Source organism: Pantoea sp. B623 (genome assembly GCF_024814475.1).
In the GTDB taxonomy this organism is placed as follows: domain Bacteria; phylum Pseudomonadota; class Gammaproteobacteria; order Enterobacterales; family Enterobacteriaceae; genus Pantoea; species Pantoea ananatis.
In genome coordinates, this window is sequence record NZ_JANUXM010000004.1 from 1,892,602 (window position 1) to 1,914,301 (window position 21,700).

Sequence of the window (21,700 nt, forward strand, 5' to 3'; positions counted from 1 at the left end):
GAACCCTGTGATTAAAGAGAGGTGAATATCACCTCCCTCAGGTGCGGCCTGAACGTGATTTACCTGAAGGACTTCACGATAATTTCAAGCAGTTGCAGTAGTGCAACTAGTGCAACCATGAGCTTCAGAAATACGCGAGCGATTTCTATCCATCTCATACGCTGGCTCCTGTGGTCAGGAGCACTTACAGCCTGCGACCCTTTCCGCTGCCTGTAACAGGCTGATGAGGTTGATAATGCATGATGTGCACCGCACGTAACCGTGCTGACGTAAACAAAAAACCTCGCCTCACCCGCGGGGTTTTTTGTTGCCTGTTGCTGACGCTAAACGGCGGCTAGGCCTTATCCAGCGCCGCCTGCGCCACGGCCATAAAGTGTTTAACCCTTTCCAGATCCACATCGTTCCACCAGACGCCGTCCACCTTGAGCGCGCTGGCGACAATCACGCCCTGGGTGCGGCCCAGGATCTGGCAGACATTGGCAGGCGTGACGCCCGACCCCACCAGCAGCGGTAAGGCGGTGGCGGCGCGGATCTCGTCGATTTCGTCCAGGGTGGCGCTGTCGCCGGTGCGCTGTCCGGTGGCGATCACGGCGTCCGCGTCAAAGAAGTCAACGTCGCGCGTCAGTTCCTGAATGGAGCGGTCGGCCACTATCGCATGGCTGCCGTGTTTGACATGGCTGTCGGCAAACACCCGAATATGTTCGGCACGCAGCTGGCTGCGGTAGCGCAACGCTTTGGCGGCGGCCCCTTCAATAAAGCCTTCATTGGCGATGTAAGCATTCGCCCACTGGTTGACGCGGATAAAATCCGCCCCGCCCGCCAGCGCGGTGGCAAAGGCCGGCAGCGCCGCGTTCGCCAGCACGTTAATGCCCAGCGGCACGCCAAACCGTTCGCGCACTTTTTCCGTGATAACCGCCATCAGGGCCGACGTTTCCGGGCCAATATCCTCGGGTTTTGAAAACGGAATATCGCCGTGGTTTTCAATAATCAGGCCATGAACGCCGCCGCAAATATAATTTTCCGCATCGCGCAGGGCACGCTCTGTTATCGCCTTAACTGATTTCCCCCGGTATTTAGGCGAGCCGGGAAACGGGTCACAGTGAATCACGCCAATGACCGCTTTGGGGCGGGAAAATATCGCTTGTATTGCATCATTTTTTTCTGCTGATATAGCAACCATCTTGTCTTTATCCTGTTCAGGGAAACACTATGCGTGTTTATGTGGCCGGAAATATCACTGTCGATGAAACCTGGAGCATTGCCGATATTCCGTTAAAAGGCGCATCGGTTCATGGAAATAAAGTTTCGCAGGATATCGGCGGTAAAGGCGCGAATCAGGCGATTCTGTTATCCCGCTGCGGCATAGAAACCCATTTAATTGCCGCAACGGGCAAAGACAGCAATGGAATAACTCTTCGCCAGCAGCTCACTCAGGAGCCGCTTTATTTTGTGCCCGCTGAACCGGTCCATCCCTTTAGCGATACTTCGCTTATTCTCAACAGCGCCGACGGCGACAACGCCATTATTACCAGCACCGGTGCAGCCGATGCGTTGAGCATTGATATCATCAGTGCACATCTGGCCGCGGCACGCGCTGGCGATGTCCTGGTGCAGCAGGGCAACTTCTCGCCGGAGAAAACCCATGCGCTGTTCCAGCTGGCGAAGTCGCGTGGCCTGATCACCGTCTTTAACCCTTCGCCGGTCCATGCCGGGTTCAGTGCCTGCTGGCCGCTGGTGGATATTGCCGTAGTGAATCAGCACGAAGCCCGGCAGTTGCATCCTGAAGCGGTTAAAACGTTAGTGGTTACTCACGGTAGCGCGGGTGCCTGGCTGATTCAGGGCGACCGCCGCGAGTTTTGCCCTGCCACGCCCGTCGAGGCGCTGGATACCACCGGCGCGGGCGATACCTTTCTTGCCGTCATGCTGGCGTCGGCACTCAGGCGCCAGGTTCAGATTGATAAGTTAGCACTTACTCATGCCAGTCAGGCCGCCGCCATCACGGTGAGCCGTCGTGGCACGCTGAGTGCCTTCCCCTCCGTCAACGAACTCGCCGCACTGCTGAGTGCAGGCGGCGAGTCAGGCGTTACTTAAACATCGCGCGGTAGCTGTCCACGTTGGCTTTGGTGACGACCGTCGCCGGTACCAGAATAGTTTTCGATACGGTTTTGCCGGACGTCACCGCGTTCAGAGCTTTGACCGCCTCTTCACCCATTTTTTTCGGGTCCTGCTGCAGGACGGCGGTGACATAACCGTTATCGATACCGGTGATCGCTTTTGACGTCAGATCCCAGCCGAACACCTTGATGTCTTTCTGCCGCCCCTGGTTCTCTACGGCCGCAATCGCGCCCAGTAACGCCGGTTCACCAGTGGCATAGATGGCCGTCAGGTCCGGGTTGCCGGTGATCAGGTTCTCTGCTGCCGTCATCGCGGTGTCCTGCACGTTCTGGCCATCCACCACGTCCGCGACGGTAATGCCAGGATTGCTCTTAATGGTGTCTTCAAAGCCTTTCTGACGCTGGTTCTGCACGGCTGAGTTCAGCGCGCCCACAATGCCCAGCCGCGCTTTGCCGCCCATATTTTTCGCCACGTAATCGACAAAATATTTGCCGATAATCTTACCGCCTTCCAGATTATCCACGCCCACCTGCGCCGCCTGTGGGCCCGCCGGTAATACCGCATCAATCGCAATCACCGGTATTTTAGCGGCGGCTGCTTCTTTAATCGCAGGCATAATGCCGTTGACGTCAATCGCGTCCACCATAATGCCCTTCACGCCCTGCTGAATATAATTTTCGATCGCGTCGTTTTGCGATACGGGATTATCGTTGGCGTTGAAGATCACTAAATTTTTACCGCTGGCTTTCGCTGCTTCCTGTGCGCCCTGATTCATCTGATTAAAGAACAGGGCCTGCTGGTTGATCTGTACCAGCGCATAAGTCGGTGCTGCATGAGCCAAAGTAAAAAACGAACCCGCTGCCAGTAAGCCCGTTGCCAGCGCAACAGAACGCAGTTTTCTGGTGTTAAATGCCATCATCTTAAAATTCCTCGTCGGGAATGTGCGATAACCAGTCGATCTCCGCATCGAAATGCAGAGGGATTATTGTTGGCGGGCAAATATCGTGTGAATGGCTTATTCAGCCTGAACCTGAATAACCGCGTTTCTGCTCACTGTCCATTATGGTGAACACCTGAAACGGGCTAAGCCGGTGTGGGAGTGACTCCCGGGTAATGCGGTAAACTGTCTCTACCATTCTCTTCCGCTCAGATTTTGTCAAGCGATTATTTTATCGCCAGGGGCGGCGCAAAAATACTGTATCCGGCGCGCGTAACTGTGTTACAGATAGCCGATTCTGGGCAAGATGGCTGTGGATATGATTAAAAAACGGGTGCTGTTATCCGACGTAGCGACGCTGGCCGGGCTGTCAAAAGCGACCGTATCCCGCTATATGAATCAAAGCATTATGCTGCCGCAGGACACCATCGATCGCATTGAAGCCGCCATTCGCCAGCTGGATTATCGCGGCAACAGCCTGGCGCGCCGCCTGAGCAAAGGCGGCAGTGAAACCTTAGGGCTGGTCCTGCCCGATATTACTAACCCTTTCTTCGCCGAACTGGCGGACGCGGCGGAAGAAGCCGCTTCGGCCTGTGGCTACAGCCTTGTGCTCTGCATCACCCGCAACCATCCCGGCAAAGAAAGCCAGTTTATCCGCTGGCTGGATACCTGCCAGGTGGATGGCCTGCTGTTTACCACCAACCACCCAGATAACGGGCTGCTGCGTAAGGAAATTAACCGTCACCAGCGTATTGTGCTGCTGGATGAAGATATTCCCGGCAGCAGAGTGCCAAAGGTGTTCGCCGATAATGTGCAGGGCGGCCGCATTGCTACCGAAAAGCTGATCGCCGCCGGTCATCGTCATATCGCGTTTGTTGGCGGGCCGGATGAGCTGATGAGCGTGCGCGAACGCTATCAGGGCTTCTGCACCGCCATGGCGCAGGCGGGCCTGACCGTGCCGCCTGAATGGGTGATGTACGGCGAATACCAGCGTGAGTTTGGCGAACAGGCGCTTCAACACCTGTTCAGCCGGCCGCACCGCCCAACCGCCGTGTTTGCCGCCAGTGACTATCTGGTGCTGGGCTTGCTGGATGGCCTGCGCGCACGCGGGTTACAGGCTCCCGAGGCGCTGTCGCTGGTGGGATTTGACGACGCCACCTATGCCGATTTTACCCAACCCCGCATTTCCACCATCCGCCAGCCCGCCCGGGAACTGGGCCGCACGGCGGTTCACATTATGCTGCGCATCCTGAATGACGAGCCCGATATTCCCCCTGAAACCCGCCTTGCGGTGGAATGGGTGGCGCGCGATTCGATACGAATGTGTTAACAGCGTCCCAAAATGGCGCAAAAGTGCACAACTTTAGCGCAAATAACGCGCTTTTTAATTTCTTCGCGTTATAGTTAGTAAACCGGTTTACCAAAAACTAACATTTAAACGTGTTTAAAAACAACGTGTTAAACCGGATGTGTACTGCCTGTGTTGCAGGCTGGCACGGATGCTGCAATGACGTATCTGGCAAGCAAATATCGTTACAGCGGTTGTTCAGAGATTATGTATGAAGGCTTTATCTAGCAGGTAAACCGGTTTACAAGGGCGTAAACCGTGCACGATAAAGTTTTTTCATCTCTGTTCAGCTTTTCCCGTTAGTGGTGATGGGAGTTATCGAATGCAGCAATCACAAACTGCCCCGGCACGGGTAGAGATGGTGAATATAACCAAAACCTATGGCGCGATACGTTCCCTGCGCGGCGTGAACTTACAGCTGGCGCCCGGCGAAGTGCTGGGCCTGGTGGGCGATAACGGCGCGGGCAAGTCCACGCTGACCAAAGTGCTGTCTGGCGCGGTGGTGCCCACCAGCGGCACGATCCGCATTGACGGTGAAGAGCAGCAGTTCAGCAATCCGGCGGATTCTCGCCGCTGCCATATCGAAATGGTTTATCAGGACCTGTCGCTGTGCGACACCGTGGATGTGGCGGGCAACCTGTTTATGGGACGCGAGCCGATGAAATCGATCCTCGGCATTCCGTTTCTTGATGAAGAGAAAATGCACGCTGATGCGCGCGAGATGCTGAAAGGCCTGGGCATTTCCATTCCTGATACGCGTTTGCTGGTGCGCAATCTGTCCGGCGGACAGCGTCAGGCGATTGCCATTGCGCGCGCGGCCGCCTTCGATCCCAAAGTGCTGATCATGGATGAGCCCACCGCCGCGCTGGCCGTGGCTGAGGTGGAAGCGGTGCTGGAGCTGATTCGTCGGGTATCAGCGCGCGGCGTCAGCGTGATCCTGATTACCCATCGCCTGCAGGATCTGTTCCTGGTCTGCGATCGCATCATGGTGATGTACGAAGGCACCAACGTGGCAGACCGCCGGGTGGCGGACACCGATCTGGGCGAAATTGTGAATTTGATCGTGGGCGAAAAATTTGTCGCCCGCTCTGCGGCGACGCACTGAGCGAGGTAACAGGATGACTATTATGAATCTGAGCGGTTCCCGTATGGCCCAACACTCGTTGCCGCGTCGCCTGCTGCACAATCACTCTGGCGTGGTCAGCATCGCGCTGTTCTTTGTGTTCTGTTGCGTGGTGTTTTCGTTGATCACCGGCAACTTTCTCAGCAGTGCTAACTGGCTCAATATCATTCGCCAGAGCGCGCCTCTGCTGATCGTCGCCACGGCGATGACCCTGGTGATCACCACGGGCGGGATCGATCTTTCGGTGGGATCGACGCTGGCGCTGGTCGGTGCGCTGTCGGCTATTGCGCTGAACAACTGGGGGCTGCCCTGGCCGGTGGTGTTGCTGGGCGGCCTGCTGCTGGGCGCGCTGGTGGGCGCTATCAACGGCTTCTTTATCGCCTATGAGGGCATTCCGGCCTTTATCGTCACGCTTGCCACCTTAGCCGTGGTGCGCGGGGTCGCGCTGCTGATTACCCAGGGCTATTCCATTCCCATTCCTGCCGACAGCCTGTTTGCCTTTATGGGGCGCGCGAAAGTGCTGGGCGTGCCGATGCCGGCGCTGATCGGCATTGTGGTGCTGATTGTCGGCCATATCGTGCTTAATCATATGCGTTTTGGTCGCTATGTCACCGCGATTGGCGCGAATGCCGAAGGCGCGCGCCGCAGCGGGATTAACACCAAAGCCGTGACCATGAAGGTCTATATCATCAGCGGCATGGCTGCCGCGCTGGCGGGCATGATTATCACCGCCCGTCTGGGCAGCGGCTCCTCTAACCAGGGCGAAGGCTTTGAGTTACAGGTGATTGCGGCGGTGGTGCTGGGCAGTACCAGCCTGTTTGGCGGCTTCGGCACCATCATCGGTACATTGCTGGGCGCGCTGTCGATTGCCATTATTCAGAACGGCCTGATTTTGTCGCACATCTCTCCTTTTTACACGCAGATCGCGACCGGTACGATCATTTTGCTGGCGATCTGGCTGAATACCCGCATTCTCAACCCGACCCGCGCGGCGGCAAAAGGATAGCCAATGAAACACTCTATTTTTCGGCATCCGGATCCCCTACCGCTCGGCATCAACAGCGGCTATGTCATGACGGTGCTGGGGCCGCTGCCGGTCAGTGAGATGGGCGTGACGCTGATGCATGAACACATTCTGCTGGATGCGTCCGGCAAGTGGGTGCCGCCCTGCTGCTGTGGCGATCGCCATTTAGCGGAAATGCCGGTGAGTATGGAAAACCTGGGCGAACTGTCGCTTAACCCGTTAATCAGCCGCGATAATTGTCAGCTGTTCGATGTGGATCTGGCGATTGAGGAGCTGATGAAGTTCCGTGCTCTCGGCGGTGACACGGTTGTCGATCCTACCAATATCGGCATCGGTCGGGATCCCAAGGCATTGCAGCGCATCGCCCGCCTGACCGGGCTGAACATCATCATGAGCACCGGCCTGTACCTGGAGCCTTCGCATCCGGAATGGGTGAAAACGATTAGCGTCGAGGCGTTAGCTGACAAGCTGATTTACGACCTTGGCGGCCGGGAAGAAAAACCCGAAGTACTCGCCGGGTTGATCGGTGAGATCGGCGTGTCCAGCCGCTTTACCGCCAGCGAGGAGAAATCCCTGCGGGCGGCAGGCCGGGCCAGTGCTGCAACCCGGGTGCCGATTGAGGTGCATCTGCCCGGCTGGGAGCGGCTGGGGCACAAGGTGCTGGATATTCTTGAACACGAAGGGGCCGATCTGCGCCACGTGGTGCTGTGCCACATGAATCCCAGCTTTGCCGACAAGCGCTATCAGCGTGAGCTGGCCCAGCGCGGTGCGTTTCTGGAATACGACATGATCGGCATGAGCTATTACTACGCCGACGAGTCCGCGCAGTCACCGTCCGACGAAGAGAACGCCCGCGCCATCCGCGAACTGATCGATGACGGCTTTATTGAGCAGATTTTGCTGTCCCAGGACGTGTTCCTGAAAACCATGCTGACCCGCTACGGCGGCCACGGCTATGGCTACATCCTTAAACATTTTGTTCCGCGCCTGAAACGCCACGGCGTCAGCGGCGAACAACTTGAAACCTTACTGATTGCTAACCCACAGCGCGTTTTTGGTGGGTAAGGGAGAACCGTAATGCAGAAGAAAATTTTACTGGTCGGGGAATCCTGGACCAGCACGTCCGTTCACGTTAAAGGCTTCGATCAGTTTGCCACCGCCACCTGGCATAATGGCGCGACCGACTTTATGGCGGCGCTGGCCGACAGCGACTATGCCATCACCTATATGCCCGCGCACGCGGCGGCGACCGAATTTCCGCTGACGCTGGCCGGGCTGCAAGCGTGGGACGCGATCATTCTGTCGGATATCGGCGCCAATACCTTGCTGCTGCATCCGGATACCTGGCTGAAGAGCCAGCGCACAGCGAACCGTCTGACGCTGATCCACGACTATGTGGCGGCGGGCGGTGCCTTAATGATGATCGGCGGCTACTTCAGTTTTCAGGGCATCAACGGCGGCGCGCGCTATCGCAACACGGCGGTCGAGAAAGTGCTGCCGGTACGCTGCCTGGCCTGGGACGACCGCATCGAAACGCCCGAAGGCTCTTATCCGAGCGTCACCGAATCCCACGCGCTGTTTACCGACATGCCCGACGAATGGCCGTGGTTACTGGGCTATAACGAAGTGGAAATGCACCCTGAAGGCAAACTGCTGGCAACCATTGCCGGCACCGCGCATCCGTTGCTGGCGGTGCGCGAATATCAGCAGGGCCGCTCGCTGGTGTGGACCAGCGATATGTCTGCCCACTGGCTGCCGCAGGAATTTGCCCAGTGGCAGGGTTATCGCCAGCTGTGGATCAACTGTCTTGACTGGTTAACGGTTCGTCACTGATGGCCCTTACCCGCACGGCGGATCTGGCGTTACAGCTGATCCGCTTTGATACCCTCAATCCACCGGGTAACGAAGCCGCCTGCATGATGTTTTTTGCCGGCTGGCTGGAGGAAAACGGCTTCGAGGTCACGCTGTCATCCTTCGGAGAAGGACGCCATAACCTGATAGCCCGCCTGCGCGGCGAGCAGGCCGGACCTGCGCTGGCCTTTACCGGCCATCTGGATACGGTGCCGCTCGGTAACGCCGACTGGCAACACGATCCCTTTGGCGAGATCGTGGACGATCGGCTCTATGGCCGGGGATCGAGCGATATGAAAGCGGCCGTTGCCGCCTTTGCCGTGGCCTGCGTTACGCACCAGCAGGCCATTCGCCAGGGGTCGGGCGTGGTGCTGCTGATTACCGGCGGTGAGGAAACCGGCTGCGACGGCGCGCGGGCGCTGATCGATACCGCTGACATGCCCGAGGTGGGCGCGCTGATCGTTGGCGAACCCACCGCGAACTATCCGGTTATCGGCCACAAAGGCGCACTGTGGCTGCGCTGTGAAACACGTGGTAAAACCGCGCACGGCGCGATGCCGGAGCTGGGCATCAATGCGATCTACCTGGCCGCCGATGCGCTGGGTAAAATTCAGCATTTCTCCCCCGGCGCGCCGCATCCGCTGATGAAACAGCCCACGATCAACGTCGGGCGCATCACAGGCGGCCTGAACATTAACTCCGTGCCTGACCGCACGCAGTTTGACGTGGATATTCGTAGCGCGCCCAATCTTCAGCACGCCACCATCCGTCAGCAGCTCAGCACCTTACTGGGCGAAAGTGTGACGATATCTACGCTGGTGGACCTGCCCGCGGTGCTCAGTGAAGGCGATCACGCATGGATTCAGACGGTTTATCAACGATGCCAGCCATTGCATGATGCGCCGCTGGTGCCGCGCATTGTGCCCTACTTCACCGATGCGTCGCTGCTGTTGCCTGCGCTGGGCAATCCGCCCTGCATTATTCTGGGCCCCGGCGAGCCATCAATGGCGCACCAGACCGACGAATATTGCCTGCTGAGCAGGTTAGCCGAGGCGGAGACGCTTTATGGTGCGTTGATTTGTGACGGAGTGCGATGACCTGTGAAGCGGTATTCTCCTGAAGCACGGCCGGGTGAAGGCGATCTGCCCTACAAGGTCGGCAACAATGCGGGGATGGTGTCGGTGATGTAGACGCGCTGCTGGCACGCCGCCCGGTAAACCCGATTTAGCTGTCTGTTAAAGCTGTTCGTAAGATGGCAGGAGAAAAAATCATGAGAGCACAGGCCGTGGTCACCGATGAATACAGGTCGGCATTCCCCGATCCGATTACGATTAAGGCCGACGAGATAGCCGTGGTGAGCCACTGCGATCTTGAATGGCGAGGATGGATATGGATTACGCTGCCCGATGGCAAAGCGGGCTGGGCGCCAGAGCAATACTTTTTGCCACTGAGCCCAAATGAGGTTGTCTGTCTGGAAGACTATAGGGCACAGGAGTTAACCGTCCATCCCGGTGAGGCCCTGATAGTGACGCAGGCGCTTAACGGCTGGTACTGGGCTGAGAAGCCTTCTGGGGAAAATGGATGGGTTCCTCAGGAATGCCTTACCTTACTAGATCGATAATCCAGTCTGTAAAACATCAGGGCAACCGGATGCACCTTTACTGGCACGTGACGATCGCCACCGCATCAGGCGGTGAAATTCAGGCGTTCGATTCGTCACCGACACCAGCCATAAAAAAAGGCCGCATCGCGCGGCCTTTCTGACTGTCAGCGTTTATCGCCGTTTTATCAGCATAAACAGACTGATGGCAAAGAAGGCAAAGCTGGGCAGTATCGCGCCGAAAATCGGCGGCAGACCATAAACCAGGCTGAGCGGGCCAAAAATCTGATCCAGTACGTAGAACAGGAAGCCGAAGCTGATCCCGGTGACCACGCGCACGCCCATGGATACGCTACGCAGCGGACCAAAGATAAACGACAGCGCCATCAGCATCATGACCGCTACGGACAGCGGCTGGAAGATTTTGCTCCACATGTTCAGCCGGTAACGGCCAGACTCCTGACCACTCTGCTTCAGGTATTTGCTGTAATCGTAGAGGCCGGTAATCGACAACGCATCCGGATCCAGCGCCACCACGCCCAGTTTGTCTGGGGTCAGGCTGGTTTTCCACTCGCCAGTCAGGCTTTGTGAGCCGGTGATTTGTTTCGGATCGGTCAGATTCGATTCGTCCACCTGAGACAGCACCCACAACTTCTTGTCTTTATTCCATTTCGCCGTTGCAGCATAGCGGACGCTCTGTAAACGGCGATCGTCAGTGAAGTTGTAAATGCTGACGCCGTCAATTTCATCGTCGCCTTTAACACGTTCAATGTAGATGAAATTGTTGCCGTCTTTGGCCCACAAACCGCTCTGCGTCGACACCAGCGCGCCACCATAAAGCTGCTGCGCACGGAAGTTACGCGCCATCTGCTCGCCCTGAGGGGCGACAAACTCGCCGATAGCCATGGTCAGCAGCACCAGCGGAATCGCCGTTTTCATCACCGACAGGGCCACCTGCATGCGGGTAAAGCCCGCCGCCTGCATGACCACCAGTTCACTACGCTGCGCCAGCGTTCCCAGCCCCAGCAATGCACCTAACAGGGCCGCCATTGGGAAGAAGATTTCGATGTCTTTTGGCACACTCAGCAAGGTGTAATAACCTGCATCCAGCGCGCTGTAGGCACCCTGTCCGGTTTTACGCAGCTGATCGACGAACTTGATAATGCCGGACAGCGAGACCAGCATAAACAGCGTCATCAGGATGGTATTAAATATCGTTTTACCGATATAACGATCGAGAACGCGAAACATCAGACCGATCCTCCGCGTGTAAAGCGCGCACGAATTCGACGCATCGGCACGGTATCCCACAGGTTAAGCACGATCGCTAACGCCAGATAACTGATATTCACCACCCACATCCAGATAGCCGGATCGAGGCGGCCTTTCGCCCCGCTTGAGCGCAGCGAACTCTGCAGCAGGAAGAAAATCAGGTACAGCAGCATCGCGGGCAGCATCGAGAGCACGCGTCCCTGACGCGGGTTGACCACGCTGAGGGGCACCACCATCAAGGCCATGACCAGCACGGCAAAGACCAGCGTAATACGCCAGTGAAGCTCAGCCCTGAATTCAGGCGTTTTGTTCGATAACAGCGTAGCAAACGTGGCCTGGTCTACATCGTTAGGATCCAGCGTAGCCTGCTTATAACCTACGTAAGCCTGGTAGTTAGTGAAGTCGGTGATGCGGAAATCACGCAGCAACGCCGTTCCCTCAAATCGGGTCCCTTTATCCAGGGTCACAATCTGTGAGCCGTCTTTCTTCTGTTCCATGTGCCCGCTGTCGGCCAGCACCACGGAAGGCCTCGCATTCCCTTTTGGCCGCAGTTGGGCCAGGAAGACGTGACCAAACTGATTGCCTTTGACGTTCTCAAGGAACAGCACGGCGCTACCGTCGCTGGAGGTCTGGAACTGTCCCGCAGCCAGAGCAGCCGCACCAGGGTTCGCTTTAGCGTTTTGAGTGACCTGTTCCTGATAGCGCGACGACCAGGGGCCAAGCCAGATGACGTTAACCGCAGCCACCACCGAGGTGAACAGCATCAGCACCATCGCCGCTTTGACCAGCACCGCCTTACTCAGGCCGCAGGCATGCATAACGGTAATTTCACTTTCCGTATACAGCCGCCCGAGCGTCATTAAAATCGCCAGAAACAGGCTTAGGGGCAAAATAAGTTGTGCCATTTCAGGCACGCCGAGTCCTAACAGCGTCAGAACAAGGTTTGTCGGCACTTCGCCATCCACCGCAGCCCCTAAAATCCTCACCAACTTCTGACAGAAGAAGATCAACAGCAGGATAAACAGGATAGCCAGCTGGCTTTTGAGCGTTTCCCGAACCAGATATCTAATAATGATCACGCTTAATACGCCTGTGAAAACTTGTCTTTTTGCAGGAAAATCGCTAATTTCAACGCTTATTAGCCATTTTTCTTCATAAATGGCCGTCGTCGACGCTAGAAATGTATGGTAATCGCGTTTGGGTGATGAAAAAACAACATCTTGTCACCCTGATCCATTATGACCTCCAGCAGCATGTGTCTTAATGCTTCGCTTAATAAATGGGTCACGAATGCGCTACATTCTAGCGGCAGCAGCGGCCGTTGTCTTTAAGATTCAGGAGAGTGCATGGAGTTCAGTGTAAAAAGCGGTAGTCCGGAAAAACAGCGCAGTGCATGCATTGTAGTTGGTGTTTTCGAACCGCGTCGTCTGTCACCGATTGCCGAGCAACTGGATAAGATCAGCGACGGCTATATCAGCGCCCTGCTGCGCCGCGGTGAACTGGAAGGCAAAGTGGGCCAGACGCTGCTGCTGCATCATGTGCCGAATATCCTGTCAGAGCGAATTCTGCTGATTGGCTGCGGTAAAGAGCGTGAGCTGGACGAGCGCCAGTACAAGCAGGTGATCCAAAAAACCATCAACACGCTGAATGACACCGGCTCGATGGAGGCCGTGTGCTTCCTGACCGAGCTGCACGTCAAAGGGCGTAATACCTACTGGAAAGTGCGTCAGGCCGTCGAAACCTCGAAAGAGGCGCTGTATAACTTCGACCAGTTGAAGAGCAACAAAGCGGAGCCACGTCGTCCCCTGCGTAAGCTGGTGTTTAACGTGCCGACGCGCCGTGAGCTTACCAGCGGTGAGCGCGCCATTCAGCACGGGCTGGCGGTGGCCGCCGGTGTGAAAGCGGCAAAAGATCTGGGCAACATGCCGCCTAACATTTGTAATCCTGCGTACCTGGCATCTCAGGCGCGCCAGCTGGCGGATGCCTACAGCAAAAACATCACGACCCGCGTGATTGGCGAGCAGCAGATGAAAGAGCTGGGCATGAACGCCTACCTCGCGGTGGGCGCGGGATCGCATAATGAATCCCTGATGTCGGTCATTGAGTACAAAGGCAACCCGGATACCGACGCGCGCCCGATTGTGCTGGTTGGCAAAGGGCTGACGTTTGACTCCGGCGGTATCTCCATCAAGCCTGCGGACAGCATGGATGAGATGAAGTACGACATGTGCGGCGCGGCCTCGGTTTATGGCGTGATGCGCATGGTCGCCGAACTGAATCTGCCGCTGAACGTGGTGGGCGTGCTGGTCGGCTGCGAGAACATGCCGGACGGCAAATCCATGCGTCCGGGCGACGTGCTGACCACCATGTCCGGTCAGACGGTTGAAGTGTTAAATACCGATGCTGAAGGCCGCCTGGTGCTGTGTGATGCGCTGACCTACGTGGAGCGGTTCGATCCGGAAGTGGTGATTGACGTTGCCACACTGACCGGCGCCTGCGTCATTGCCCTGGGTCATCACGTCAGCGGACTCTTGTCGAACCACAATCCGCTGGCGCATGAACTGATTGGTGCCTCGGAGCAGTCTGGCGACCGCGCCTGGCGTTTACCGATGGCCGATGAGTATCAGGAACAGCTGGAATCCAATTTTGCCGATATGGCGAACATTGGCGGCCGTCCGGGTGGGGCGATTACCGCCGCTTGCTTCCTGGCCCGTTTTGCGCGCAAATATAACTGGGCGCATCTGGACATCGCCGGTACAGCCTGGCGTTCAGGCAAGGCCAAAGGCGCCACCGGTCGTCCGGTGCCGATGCTGTCGCAGTTCCTGTTGAATCGTGCTGGCCTGAACGGCGACGATTGATCGTACGGACCACCGAACCCATCGGGGCGGAGCTTACTCCGCCCTTCTTTTCTTTAAACAGGCAATTCGATGAAAAACGCAACCTTCTACGTGTTGGAAACCGATGCATCCAGCGATGGCTTAAGCGCCGTTGAAGCGCTGGTGTGCGATCTGGCGGAAACACGCTGGCGGGCCGGTAAGCGGGTGCTCATCGCCTGTGAAGATGAGCAGCAAGCCATTCGGCTTGATGAGGCGCTGTGGCAGCGCCCCGCCAACGCCTTTGTGCCGCACAATCTCGCCGGGGAAGGTCCGCGCTACGGCGCACCGGTTGAGCTGGCATGGCCGCAGCGTCGGGGCAATTCGCCACGCGACCTGCTGATCAGCCTGCTGCCGCAGTTCGCAGATTTTGCTACTGCTTTCCATGAAGTGATAGACTTCGTTCCTTACGAAGACGCTCTCAAACAGCTGGCGCGCGATCGCTACAAAGCGTATCGCAGCGTTGGCTTCCAATTGAATACGGCAACGCCGCCACAGCCGCAAACGACATAGCAGAAATGGATAAGACATATAACCCGCAAGATATCGAGCAGCCGCTTTACGAGCATTGGGAAAAGCAGGGCTACTTCAAACCGAATGGCGACACCAGCCAGGAAAGCTTTTGCATCATGATCCCGCCGCCGAACGTCACCGGTAGCTTGCACATGGGTCACGCCTTCCAGCAAACCATCATGGACACCATGATCCGCTACCAGCGCATGCAGGGCAAAAATACCCTGTGGCAGGCCGGTACCGATCACGCAGGCATCGCCACCCAGATGGTGGTTGAGCGCAAGATCGCCGCAGAAGAAGGCAAAACCCGTCAGGATTACGGTCGCGATGCGTTCATCGACAAAATCTGGCAGTGGAAAGCTGAATCGGGCGGCACCATTACCCGCCAGATGCGCCGCCTGGGCAACTCGGTTGACTGGGAGCGCGAGCGTTTCACCATGGACGATGGCCTGTCTAATGCGGTGAAAGAAGTGTTTGTGCGCCTGTACAAAGAAAACCTGATTTACCGTGGCAAGCGCCTGGTAAACTGGGATCCGAAGCTGCGTACGGCAATCTCTGACCTGGAAGTGGAAAACCGCGAGAGCAAAGGCTCGATGTGGCACATCCGGTATCCGCTGGCCGATGGCGCGAAAACCGCCGACGGTAAAGATTATCTGGTCGTCGCGACCACCCGTCCGGAAACCCTGTTGGGTGATACCGGCGTGGCGGTAAACCCGGAAGATCCGCGTTACAAAGATCTGATCGGTAAATTTATCATGCTGCCGCTGGTTAACCGCCTGATTCCTGTGGTGGGCGATGAGCACGCCGACATGGAAAAAGGCACCGGCTGCGTGAAAATCACCCCGGCGCATGACTTTAACGACTACGAAGTGGGCCGTCGTCATAAGCTGCCGATGATCAACATCCTGACCTTCGACGGCGATATCCGTGAAAGCGCGCAGGTTTATGACACCAACGGCGAAGCCAGCACCGCTTACAGCGACGCGATTCCTGCTGCTTTCCAGAAGATGGAGCGTTTTGCCGCCCGTAAGGCCATCGTGGCTGCGGTAGACGAGCTGGGCCTGCTGGAAGAGATCAAACCGCATGATCTCACCGTGCCTTACGGCGACCGTGGCGGCGTGGTCATCGAGCCGATGCTGACCGATCAGTGGTACGTGCGTACGGCACCGCTGGCAAAAGTCGCGGTTGAAGCGGTTGAGAATGGCGATATTCAGTTTGTACCGAAGCAGTATGAGAACATGTACTTCTCCTGGATGCGTGATATTCAGGACTGGTGTATTTCCCGTCAGCTGTGGTGGGGCCACCGTATTCCGGCCTGGTATGACAACGACGGCAACGTTTATGTGGGTCGTACCGAAGACGAGGTTCGCGCCGAGAACAACCTGGCCGCCGATGTGGCGCTGCGCCAGGACGATGACGTGCTGGACACCTGGTTCTCATCAGGCCTGTGGACCTTCTCGACGCTGGGCTGGCCGGAGAATACCGAAGCCCTGCGCACCTTCCACCCCACCAGCGTGCTGGTGAGTGGCTTCGACATCATCTTCTTCTGGATTGCCCGCATGATCATGCTGACCATGCACTTCATCAAAGATGAAAACGGCAAGCCGCAGGTGCCGTTTAAAACCGTCTACATGACCGGTTTGATCCGCGACGAAGAAGGCCAGAAGATGTCGAAATCCAAGGGTAACGTGATTGACCCACTGGATATGGTTGACGGCATTTCGCTGGAAGATCTGCTGGAAAAACGCACCGGCAACATGATGCAGCCGCAGCTGGCGGAAAAAATCCGCAAGCGTACCGAGAAGCAGTTCCCGAACGGCATTGAGCCATCAGGTACCGATGCCCTGCGCTTTACGCTGGCGGCGCTGGCCTCAACCGGCCGTGATATCAACTGGGACATGAAGCGCCTGGAAGGTTATCGCAACTTCTGTAACAAGCTGTGGAACGCCAGCCGCTTTGTGCTGATGAACACCGAAGACCAGGACTGCGGTCAGAACGGCGGCGAGATGACGCTGTCGCTGGCGGATCGCTGGATTCTGACCGAGTTCAACCACACGGTAAAAGCCTACCGTGAGGCGCTGGACAGCTATCGTTTCGATATCGCTGCCAACATCCTGTATGACTTCACCTGGAACCAGTTCTGCGACTGGTACCTGGAGCTGACTAAGCCGGTGATGAACAGCGGCAGTGAATCCGAGCTGCGCGGCACGCGCCATACGCTGGTTCACGTACTGGAAGCGCTGCTGCGCCTGGCGCACCCTATCATTCCGTTTATCACGGAAACCATCTGGCAGCGCGTGAAGGGCCTGAAAAACATAAGCGACGACACCATCATGCTGCAGCCGTTCCCGCAGTTTGATGCGGCGAAAGAAGATGCCGAAGCCAAAGCCGACATCGAGTGGATGAAGCAGGCGATCATCGCGGTCCGTAATATCCGTGCGGAGATGAACATCGCACCCAGCAAGCTGCTGGATGTGCTGCTGCGCGACTGCTCTCCGGCGGCCCAGCGCCGCGTTGAGGCGAACCGTAACTTCCTGTCACGCCTGGCGCGACTGGAAAGCCTGACCATTCTGCCTGCGGGCGAGAAAGGCCCGGTGTCGGTGACCAAAATCGTGGAAGGCGCTGAGCTGCTGATCCCGATGGCGGATCTGGTGGATAAAACCGCCGAGCTGGAGCGCCTGGCCAAAGAGCTGCTGAAGCTGGATGTGGAAATCGAGAAGATCCAGACCAAGCTGGCTAACGAAGGCTTTGTGTCCCGTGCCCCGGAAGCGGTCGTCGCCAAAGAGCGCGAGCGCGTCGCCGAGATGGAACAGTCAAAAGCAAAACTGATTGAACAGCAGGCGGTGATTGCGGCATTGTAATGCGTCGTAGTCCGCTAGCTTGAACATGAAGCCGGGCTTGCCCGGCTTTTTTATTGCGCTCACTTTGTACCGGAATTTTGATGAAAACCATTGCCGATATTCAGTTGCGGCCCATTACTGCCGACGACAATCCTCATATCGCCCGGGTGATCCGTGACGTTTCTGCGGAATTTGGCCTGACGGCGGATAAAGGCTATACCGTGGCCGATCCCAACCTGGACCAGCTTTATGAACTTTACAGCGCCGGGCACAGCGCCTACTGGATTGTGGAACATCAGGGAAAAGTGATGGGCGGCGGCGGCATTGCCCCCCTCGCCTGCAGCGCGCCGGATATCTGTGAGCTGCAAAAGATGTATTTCCTGCCGGGCATCCGTGGCCTCGGCGTGGCGCGTGAACTGGCGCTTTTAGCCATGGCGCACGCGCGTCAGCGGGGCTTTCGCCGCTGCTATCTGGAAACCACCGGCAGCTTAACCCGCGCCATTAAGCTCTATGAATCGCTGGGTTTTGCCCGCATCGACCATGCGCTGGGCTGTACCGGACATGGTGACTGCGAGTTCAGGATGCTGAAAACGCTGTAATGCGCTTAAAACGCCGGAACACCGCTGTGAAAGCGCAGCTCCGTGTCCGGTTCACTGATTAGCCTGGCCTCCGCTTCCCCAATCGCCCGCACGCGCGCCGAAATGTCTTTCGGTGAAATCTGCGCGGCCAGCGCCAGGTAATCCTGGTAATGCCGGGCTTCTGAACGCAGCAGCGAGATATAAAACTTCTCTAATTCGCTATCCAGATAAGGCGCCAGGCTGGCAAAGCGTTCGCAGGAACGCGCCTCAATATAGGCACCGCAAATCAGCTTATCCACCAGCGTATCGGGTTCGTGGGTGGTCACTTCACGCAGCAGGCCTTTGGCGTAACGGCTTGAGGTGATTTTCTGATAGAACAGCCCGCGCGCCTGCATAATTTCCCACACCTGATAAAAGTGATGCAGCTCTTCTTTGATCAGCAGCACCATTTTCTCAACCAGATCGTCCGCCCAGGGAAGCTCGTTACGCACAATAATGGCTTTGGTCAGATTTTTATGGGCGTTGATAAAATCGCTGTCGCCGTCCTCGCGGAAGATAAAATTCTCGTAAGGCTTCAGCCACGCCAGAATCCGGTCACCGCTGGGTTTGTCGGCAACGTATTTGCGGATCAGCCACACGGCGGTCTGGGCCGCTTTCAGTTCGCATACCAGATGGTCGGTGAGCAGCAGGGTCAGGTTTTCTGGTTTACGCGCCTCAAGGATCCAGTCCTGAGGCGTGCGGCAGAGCAAAAACTGATGTATCGGTTCAAGTAAAGGTGCGTAATTCATGGATGTCAGACAGGGCCGGAGAACAGGAAAGGCGGAGCAGGCTCCGCCGGTGTTGATTAGTGGCGAATGCCGTTGTCGTCTTCGTCGATAGCCTCGCCGTCGTCTTCGTCGTCATCCTGGGCGTTCGGGTCTTCGAAGTAGGTGCCCCAGCCGTCATAGTCGACGTTGTATTTGGCTACCAGGTTCACCAACTGCTCCACCTGGGCATCAATCAGCTCCGCTTTCAGCGCGCCTTCGCTGAGGATGTCCACACACATCACGGTAGTGCCGTCTTCCAGCTCCAGCTCTTCTGGCTCGGTGACTTCATAGCCCAGTTTAAAGGCGTCCACCGCCGCTTTTTCCAGCGAGTCGAAGTTGTTACAGGAGAGATGGTGCTCAATGGTATAGAGCGCATCGGGATCGCTGCCATCCTCTAACAGTTCTTCGATGATCAGCCGCGTCTCTTCACGCTGCTCTTCCAACAATGCTTCAAATGCCATGGCGATATCCTCTCTGAGTTCGGCAATAAGTGATTATTTTCCCATACTGCCTGTCGCGCCACTACACAAAACAGAAAAGATTATTCTCGTCAGGGTTGAAAATGCATATTCATACGGTTAAATTGAATTTTAATTCATTATAAACCCCATACCGGAGTGCTGTATGAGTCAGTTGTATCAACGTCATTTCCTCAGGCTGCTGGATTTTACCCCGGCTGAGATTGACTACTTGCTTACCCTGTCCGCCGAATTAAAACGCGCAAAAAAAACCGCCAGTGAAACCCAGTACCTGAAAGGCAAAAACATCGCGCTCATCTTCGAAAAAGACTCGACCCGTACCCGATGCTCTTTCGAAGTTGCCGCTTACGATCAGGGGGCAAACGTCACTTACCTCGGCCCAAGCGGCAGCCAGATCGGCCATAAAGAGTCGATGAAAGACACCGCGCGCGTGTTAGGCCGCATGTATGACGGTATTCAGTATCGGGGTTACGGTCAGGCACTGGTCGAAACCCTGGCGGAACATGCTGGCGTGCCGGTGTGGAACGGCCTGACCACCGAATTCCACCCAACGCAGCTGCTGGCAGATCTGCTGACCATGCAGGAGCATCTGCCAGGCAAGCCGCTCAGTGAGATGACCCTGGTGTACGTGGGCGATGCTCGCAACAATATGGGTAACAGCATGCTGGAAGCGGCGGCACAGGTTGGCTTAGATCTGCGTATGGTCGCGCCGCAAAGCTGCTGGCCGGAAGCCGACCTGGTGGCCCAGTGCCGTCAGGTTGCCGAACAGACCGGCGGCAAAATCACCCTGACGGCAGATATTGCCGAGGGTGTGAAAGGCGCCGATTTCATCTATACCGACGTCTGGGTTTCCATGGGTGAAGCCAAAGCAGTGTGGGAAGAACGTATTGCCCTGCTGCGCGACTATCAGGTCAATCACGCGATGCTCGCGCTGACCGGCAATCCGCAGGTGAAATTCCTGCACTGCTTACCGGCCTTCCATGACGATCAGACCACGCTGGGCCGTCAGATGGCGGAACAGTACGGCCTGCAGGATGGCATGGAGGTCAGCAATGACGTCTTTGAGTCGGCGCACAGCATCGTATTCGATCAGGCTGAAAACCGGATGCACACCATTAAAGCGGTGATGGTGGCCACGCTGGGACAGCGCTAATCGGGCTGCCGCAAACGTTTACCTGTGGCGCGATTTTTCCTTGATGCGCATGCCTGATGGCGTATAATGCGCCACAATTTGCCGGAGGAAACATGCAACAGCATCGTGCACAATGTGACGCGCTACCTCGCCTCAACGCAGGCGGCACCGCTGTTTCTTTCCGTCATCGAACCGATCTTAAAAAAGCCCCTTTCTAAGGGGCTTTTTTTTGTCCGCAATCCGGCCGCGCCGCAGAGGAGAGAGCTATGGCTAACCCGCTATATCGCAAGCATATCATTTCAATTAACGATCTCAGCCGCGACGAGCTGGAGCTGGTCCTGCACACCGCTGCGCAGCTTAAAGCACATCCCCAGCCGGAACTGCTGAAACATAATGTGATCGCCAGCTGCTTCTTTGAGGCCTCGACCCGCACCCGGCTGTCGTTTGAAACCGCCATCCATCGCCTGGGCGCCTCTGCGGTGGGCTTCGCCGATGGCAGCAATACGTCACTGGGTAAAAAAGGGGAAACCCTGGCCGATACCATTTCGGTTATCAGCACCTATGTGGATGCCATCGTGATGCGTCATCCGCAGGAGGGCGCCGCGCGGCTGGCCACCGAGTTTTCAAACGGCATCCCGATTCTGAATGCCGGAGACGGCGCAAATCAGCACCCAACGCAAACGCTGCTGGACCTGTTCACAATTCGTGAAACCCAGGGGCGCCTCAGCAACCTGAACGTGGCGATGGTGGGTGACCTGAAATATGGGCGCACCGTGCACTCTCTGACCCAGGCGCTGGCGAAGTTTGACGGCAACCGCTTCTTCTTTATCGCCCCGGATGCGCTGGCGATGCCGGCATATATTACCGATATGCTGGACGAGCAGAATATCACCTGGTCACGTCACGACAGCTTTGAAGAGGTGATGCCGGATCTGGATATTCTCTACATGACCCGGGTGCAAAAAGAGCGACTTGACCCTTCAGAATATGCCAACGTCAAAGCGCAGTTTATTTTACGCGCCGCAGACCTGAACGGTGCGCGCGACAACATGAAGGTGCTGCACCCGCTGCCGCGCATCGATGAAATCACCACCGACGTGGACAGCACGCCGTACGCCTGGTACTTCCAGCAGGCCGGTAACGGCATCTACGCACGCCAGGCTTTACTGGCACTGGTTTTAAACAGCGACACCGCCCTGTAAGGAGTGA

The 21,700-nt window shown here is 56.8% G+C and carries 20 protein-coding genes; 14 read left to right on the plus strand and 6 right to left on the minus strand.

Annotation, left to right across the window (positions count from 1 at the left end; genetic code table 11):
- Positions 1-334 precede the first annotated feature (334 nt).
- Positions 335-1,180: a BtpA/SgcQ family protein gene (locus tag NXS97_RS10675; RefSeq protein ID WP_013024406.1), complete on the minus strand. Its 846-nt coding sequence runs from the start codon at positions 1,178-1,180 to the stop codon at positions 335-337.
- A 29-nt stretch (positions 1,181-1,209) separates the two neighbouring features.
- Here NXS97_RS10675 and NXS97_RS10680 point away from each other — a divergent pair, with 29 nt between their 5' ends.
- Positions 1,210-2,091, plus strand: coding sequence for a ribokinase (locus tag NXS97_RS10680; RefSeq protein WP_013024405.1), 882 nt, complete (start codon positions 1,210-1,212; stop codon positions 2,089-2,091).
- Here NXS97_RS10680 and NXS97_RS10685 read toward each other — a convergent pair.
- A complete protein-coding gene (locus tag NXS97_RS10685) occupies positions 2,084-3,034 on the minus strand; it encodes a substrate-binding domain-containing protein (protein WP_014606714.1) in 951 nt (316 codons plus the stop codon). The two genes, NXS97_RS10680 and NXS97_RS10685, sit on opposite strands and share 8 nt — an antisense overlap.
- A gap of 325 nt (positions 3,035-3,359) precedes the next feature.
- Between NXS97_RS10685 and NXS97_RS10690 the strand changes: the two genes are divergently transcribed.
- The 7 genes from NXS97_RS10690 to NXS97_RS10720 all read left to right on the plus strand — a co-directional run bounded on the left by NXS97_RS10690 (position 3,360) and on the right by NXS97_RS10720 (position 10,019).
- Positions 3,360-4,382: a LacI family DNA-binding transcriptional regulator gene (locus NXS97_RS10690; protein ID WP_019106724.1), complete on the plus strand. Its 1,023-nt coding sequence runs from the start codon at positions 3,360-3,362 to the stop codon at positions 4,380-4,382.
- A 376-nt stretch (positions 4,383-4,758) separates the two neighbouring features.
- Positions 4,759-5,505: an ATP-binding cassette domain-containing protein gene (locus NXS97_RS10695; RefSeq protein WP_020693768.1), complete on the plus strand. Its 747-nt coding sequence runs from the start codon at positions 4,759-4,761 to the stop codon at positions 5,503-5,505.
- Positions 5,506-5,527: 22 nt separating this feature from the next.
- Positions 5,528-6,529, plus strand: a complete 1,002-nt coding sequence (locus NXS97_RS10700) for an ABC transporter permease (protein WP_026021094.1) — start codon at positions 5,528-5,530, stop codon at positions 6,527-6,529.
- A 3-nt stretch (positions 6,530-6,532) separates the two neighbouring features.
- Complete coding sequence (locus NXS97_RS10705) at positions 6,533-7,612, plus strand: phosphotriesterase (protein WP_013024400.1); 1,080 nt, start codon at positions 6,533-6,535, stop codon at positions 7,610-7,612.
- Between the two features lie 12 nt (positions 7,613-7,624).
- Entirely contained in the window at positions 7,625-8,380 is a 756-nt protein-coding gene (locus NXS97_RS10710; RefSeq protein WP_014595188.1) for a glutamine amidotransferase, read from the plus strand.
- Complete coding sequence (locus NXS97_RS10715; protein WP_116219998.1) at positions 8,380-9,495, plus strand: M20 family metallopeptidase; 1,116 nt, start codon at positions 8,380-8,382, stop codon at positions 9,493-9,495. The genes NXS97_RS10710 and NXS97_RS10715 overlap by 1 nt, the downstream gene beginning before the upstream one ends.
- Positions 9,496-9,668: 173 nt before the next feature.
- On the plus strand, positions 9,669-10,019 hold the full coding sequence (locus NXS97_RS10720; protein ID WP_022622343.1) for an SH3 domain-containing protein: 351 nt from the start codon (positions 9,669-9,671) through the stop codon (positions 10,017-10,019).
- A 153-nt stretch (positions 10,020-10,172) separates the two neighbouring features.
- On the opposite strand, the gene lptG is transcribed toward NXS97_RS10720, so the two are convergent.
- A complete protein-coding gene (lptG, locus tag NXS97_RS10725; protein ID WP_014595186.1) occupies positions 10,173-11,249 on the minus strand; it encodes an LPS export ABC transporter permease LptG in 1,077 nt (358 codons plus the stop codon).
- Positions 11,249-12,349, minus strand: a complete 1,101-nt coding sequence (gene lptF, locus NXS97_RS10730; protein ID WP_013024393.1) for an LPS export ABC transporter permease LptF — start codon at positions 12,347-12,349, stop codon at positions 11,249-11,251. The genes lptG and lptF overlap by 1 nt, the downstream gene beginning before the upstream one ends.
- A 267-nt stretch (positions 12,350-12,616) precedes the next feature.
- On the opposite strand from lptF, the gene pepA reads away from it, so the two are divergent.
- From pepA to NXS97_RS10750, 4 genes are all read left to right on the plus strand, one after another.
- Positions 12,617-14,128, plus strand: coding sequence for a leucyl aminopeptidase (gene pepA / locus NXS97_RS10735; protein ID WP_013024392.1), 1,512 nt, complete (start codon positions 12,617-12,619; stop codon positions 14,126-14,128).
- Positions 14,129-14,197: 69 nt separating this feature from the next.
- Entirely contained in the window at positions 14,198-14,656 is a 459-nt protein-coding gene (locus tag NXS97_RS10740) for a DNA polymerase III subunit chi (protein WP_013024391.1), read from the plus strand.
- Positions 14,657-14,661: 5 nt separating this feature from the next.
- Positions 14,662-17,517: a valine--tRNA ligase gene (locus tag NXS97_RS10745; RefSeq protein WP_089517655.1), complete on the plus strand. Its 2,856-nt coding sequence runs from the start codon at positions 14,662-14,664 to the stop codon at positions 17,515-17,517.
- Positions 17,518-17,597: 80 nt separating this feature from the next.
- On the plus strand, positions 17,598-18,095 hold the full coding sequence (locus NXS97_RS10750; RefSeq protein WP_072136356.1) for a GNAT family N-acetyltransferase: 498 nt from the start codon (positions 17,598-17,600) through the stop codon (positions 18,093-18,095).
- 5 nt (positions 18,096-18,100) lie between these two features.
- Here NXS97_RS10750 and NXS97_RS10755 read toward each other — a convergent pair whose 3' ends face one another.
- Positions 18,101-18,862 carry a tRNA isopentenyl-2-thiomethyl-A-37 hydroxylase MiaE gene (locus NXS97_RS10755; protein ID WP_104933109.1) on the minus strand — a complete coding sequence of 254 codons (762 nt, stop codon included), beginning with the start codon at positions 18,860-18,862 and terminating at the stop codon, positions 18,101-18,103.
- Between the two features lie 56 nt (positions 18,863-18,918).
- Entirely contained in the window at positions 18,919-19,341 is a 423-nt protein-coding gene (rraB, locus tag NXS97_RS10760; protein ID WP_013024385.1) for a ribonuclease E inhibitor RraB, read from the minus strand.
- A gap of 163 nt (positions 19,342-19,504) precedes the next feature.
- On the opposite strand from rraB, the gene argF reads away from it, so the two are divergent.
- Positions 19,505-20,512: an ornithine carbamoyltransferase gene (argF, locus tag NXS97_RS10765; protein ID WP_013024384.1), complete on the plus strand. Its 1,008-nt coding sequence runs from the start codon at positions 19,505-19,507 to the stop codon at positions 20,510-20,512.
- Between the two features lie 245 nt (positions 20,513-20,757).
- Positions 20,758-21,693, plus strand: a complete 936-nt coding sequence (gene pyrB, locus NXS97_RS10770) for an aspartate carbamoyltransferase (protein WP_013024383.1) — start codon at positions 20,758-20,760, stop codon at positions 21,691-21,693.
- Positions 21,694-21,700 lie beyond the last annotated feature (7 nt).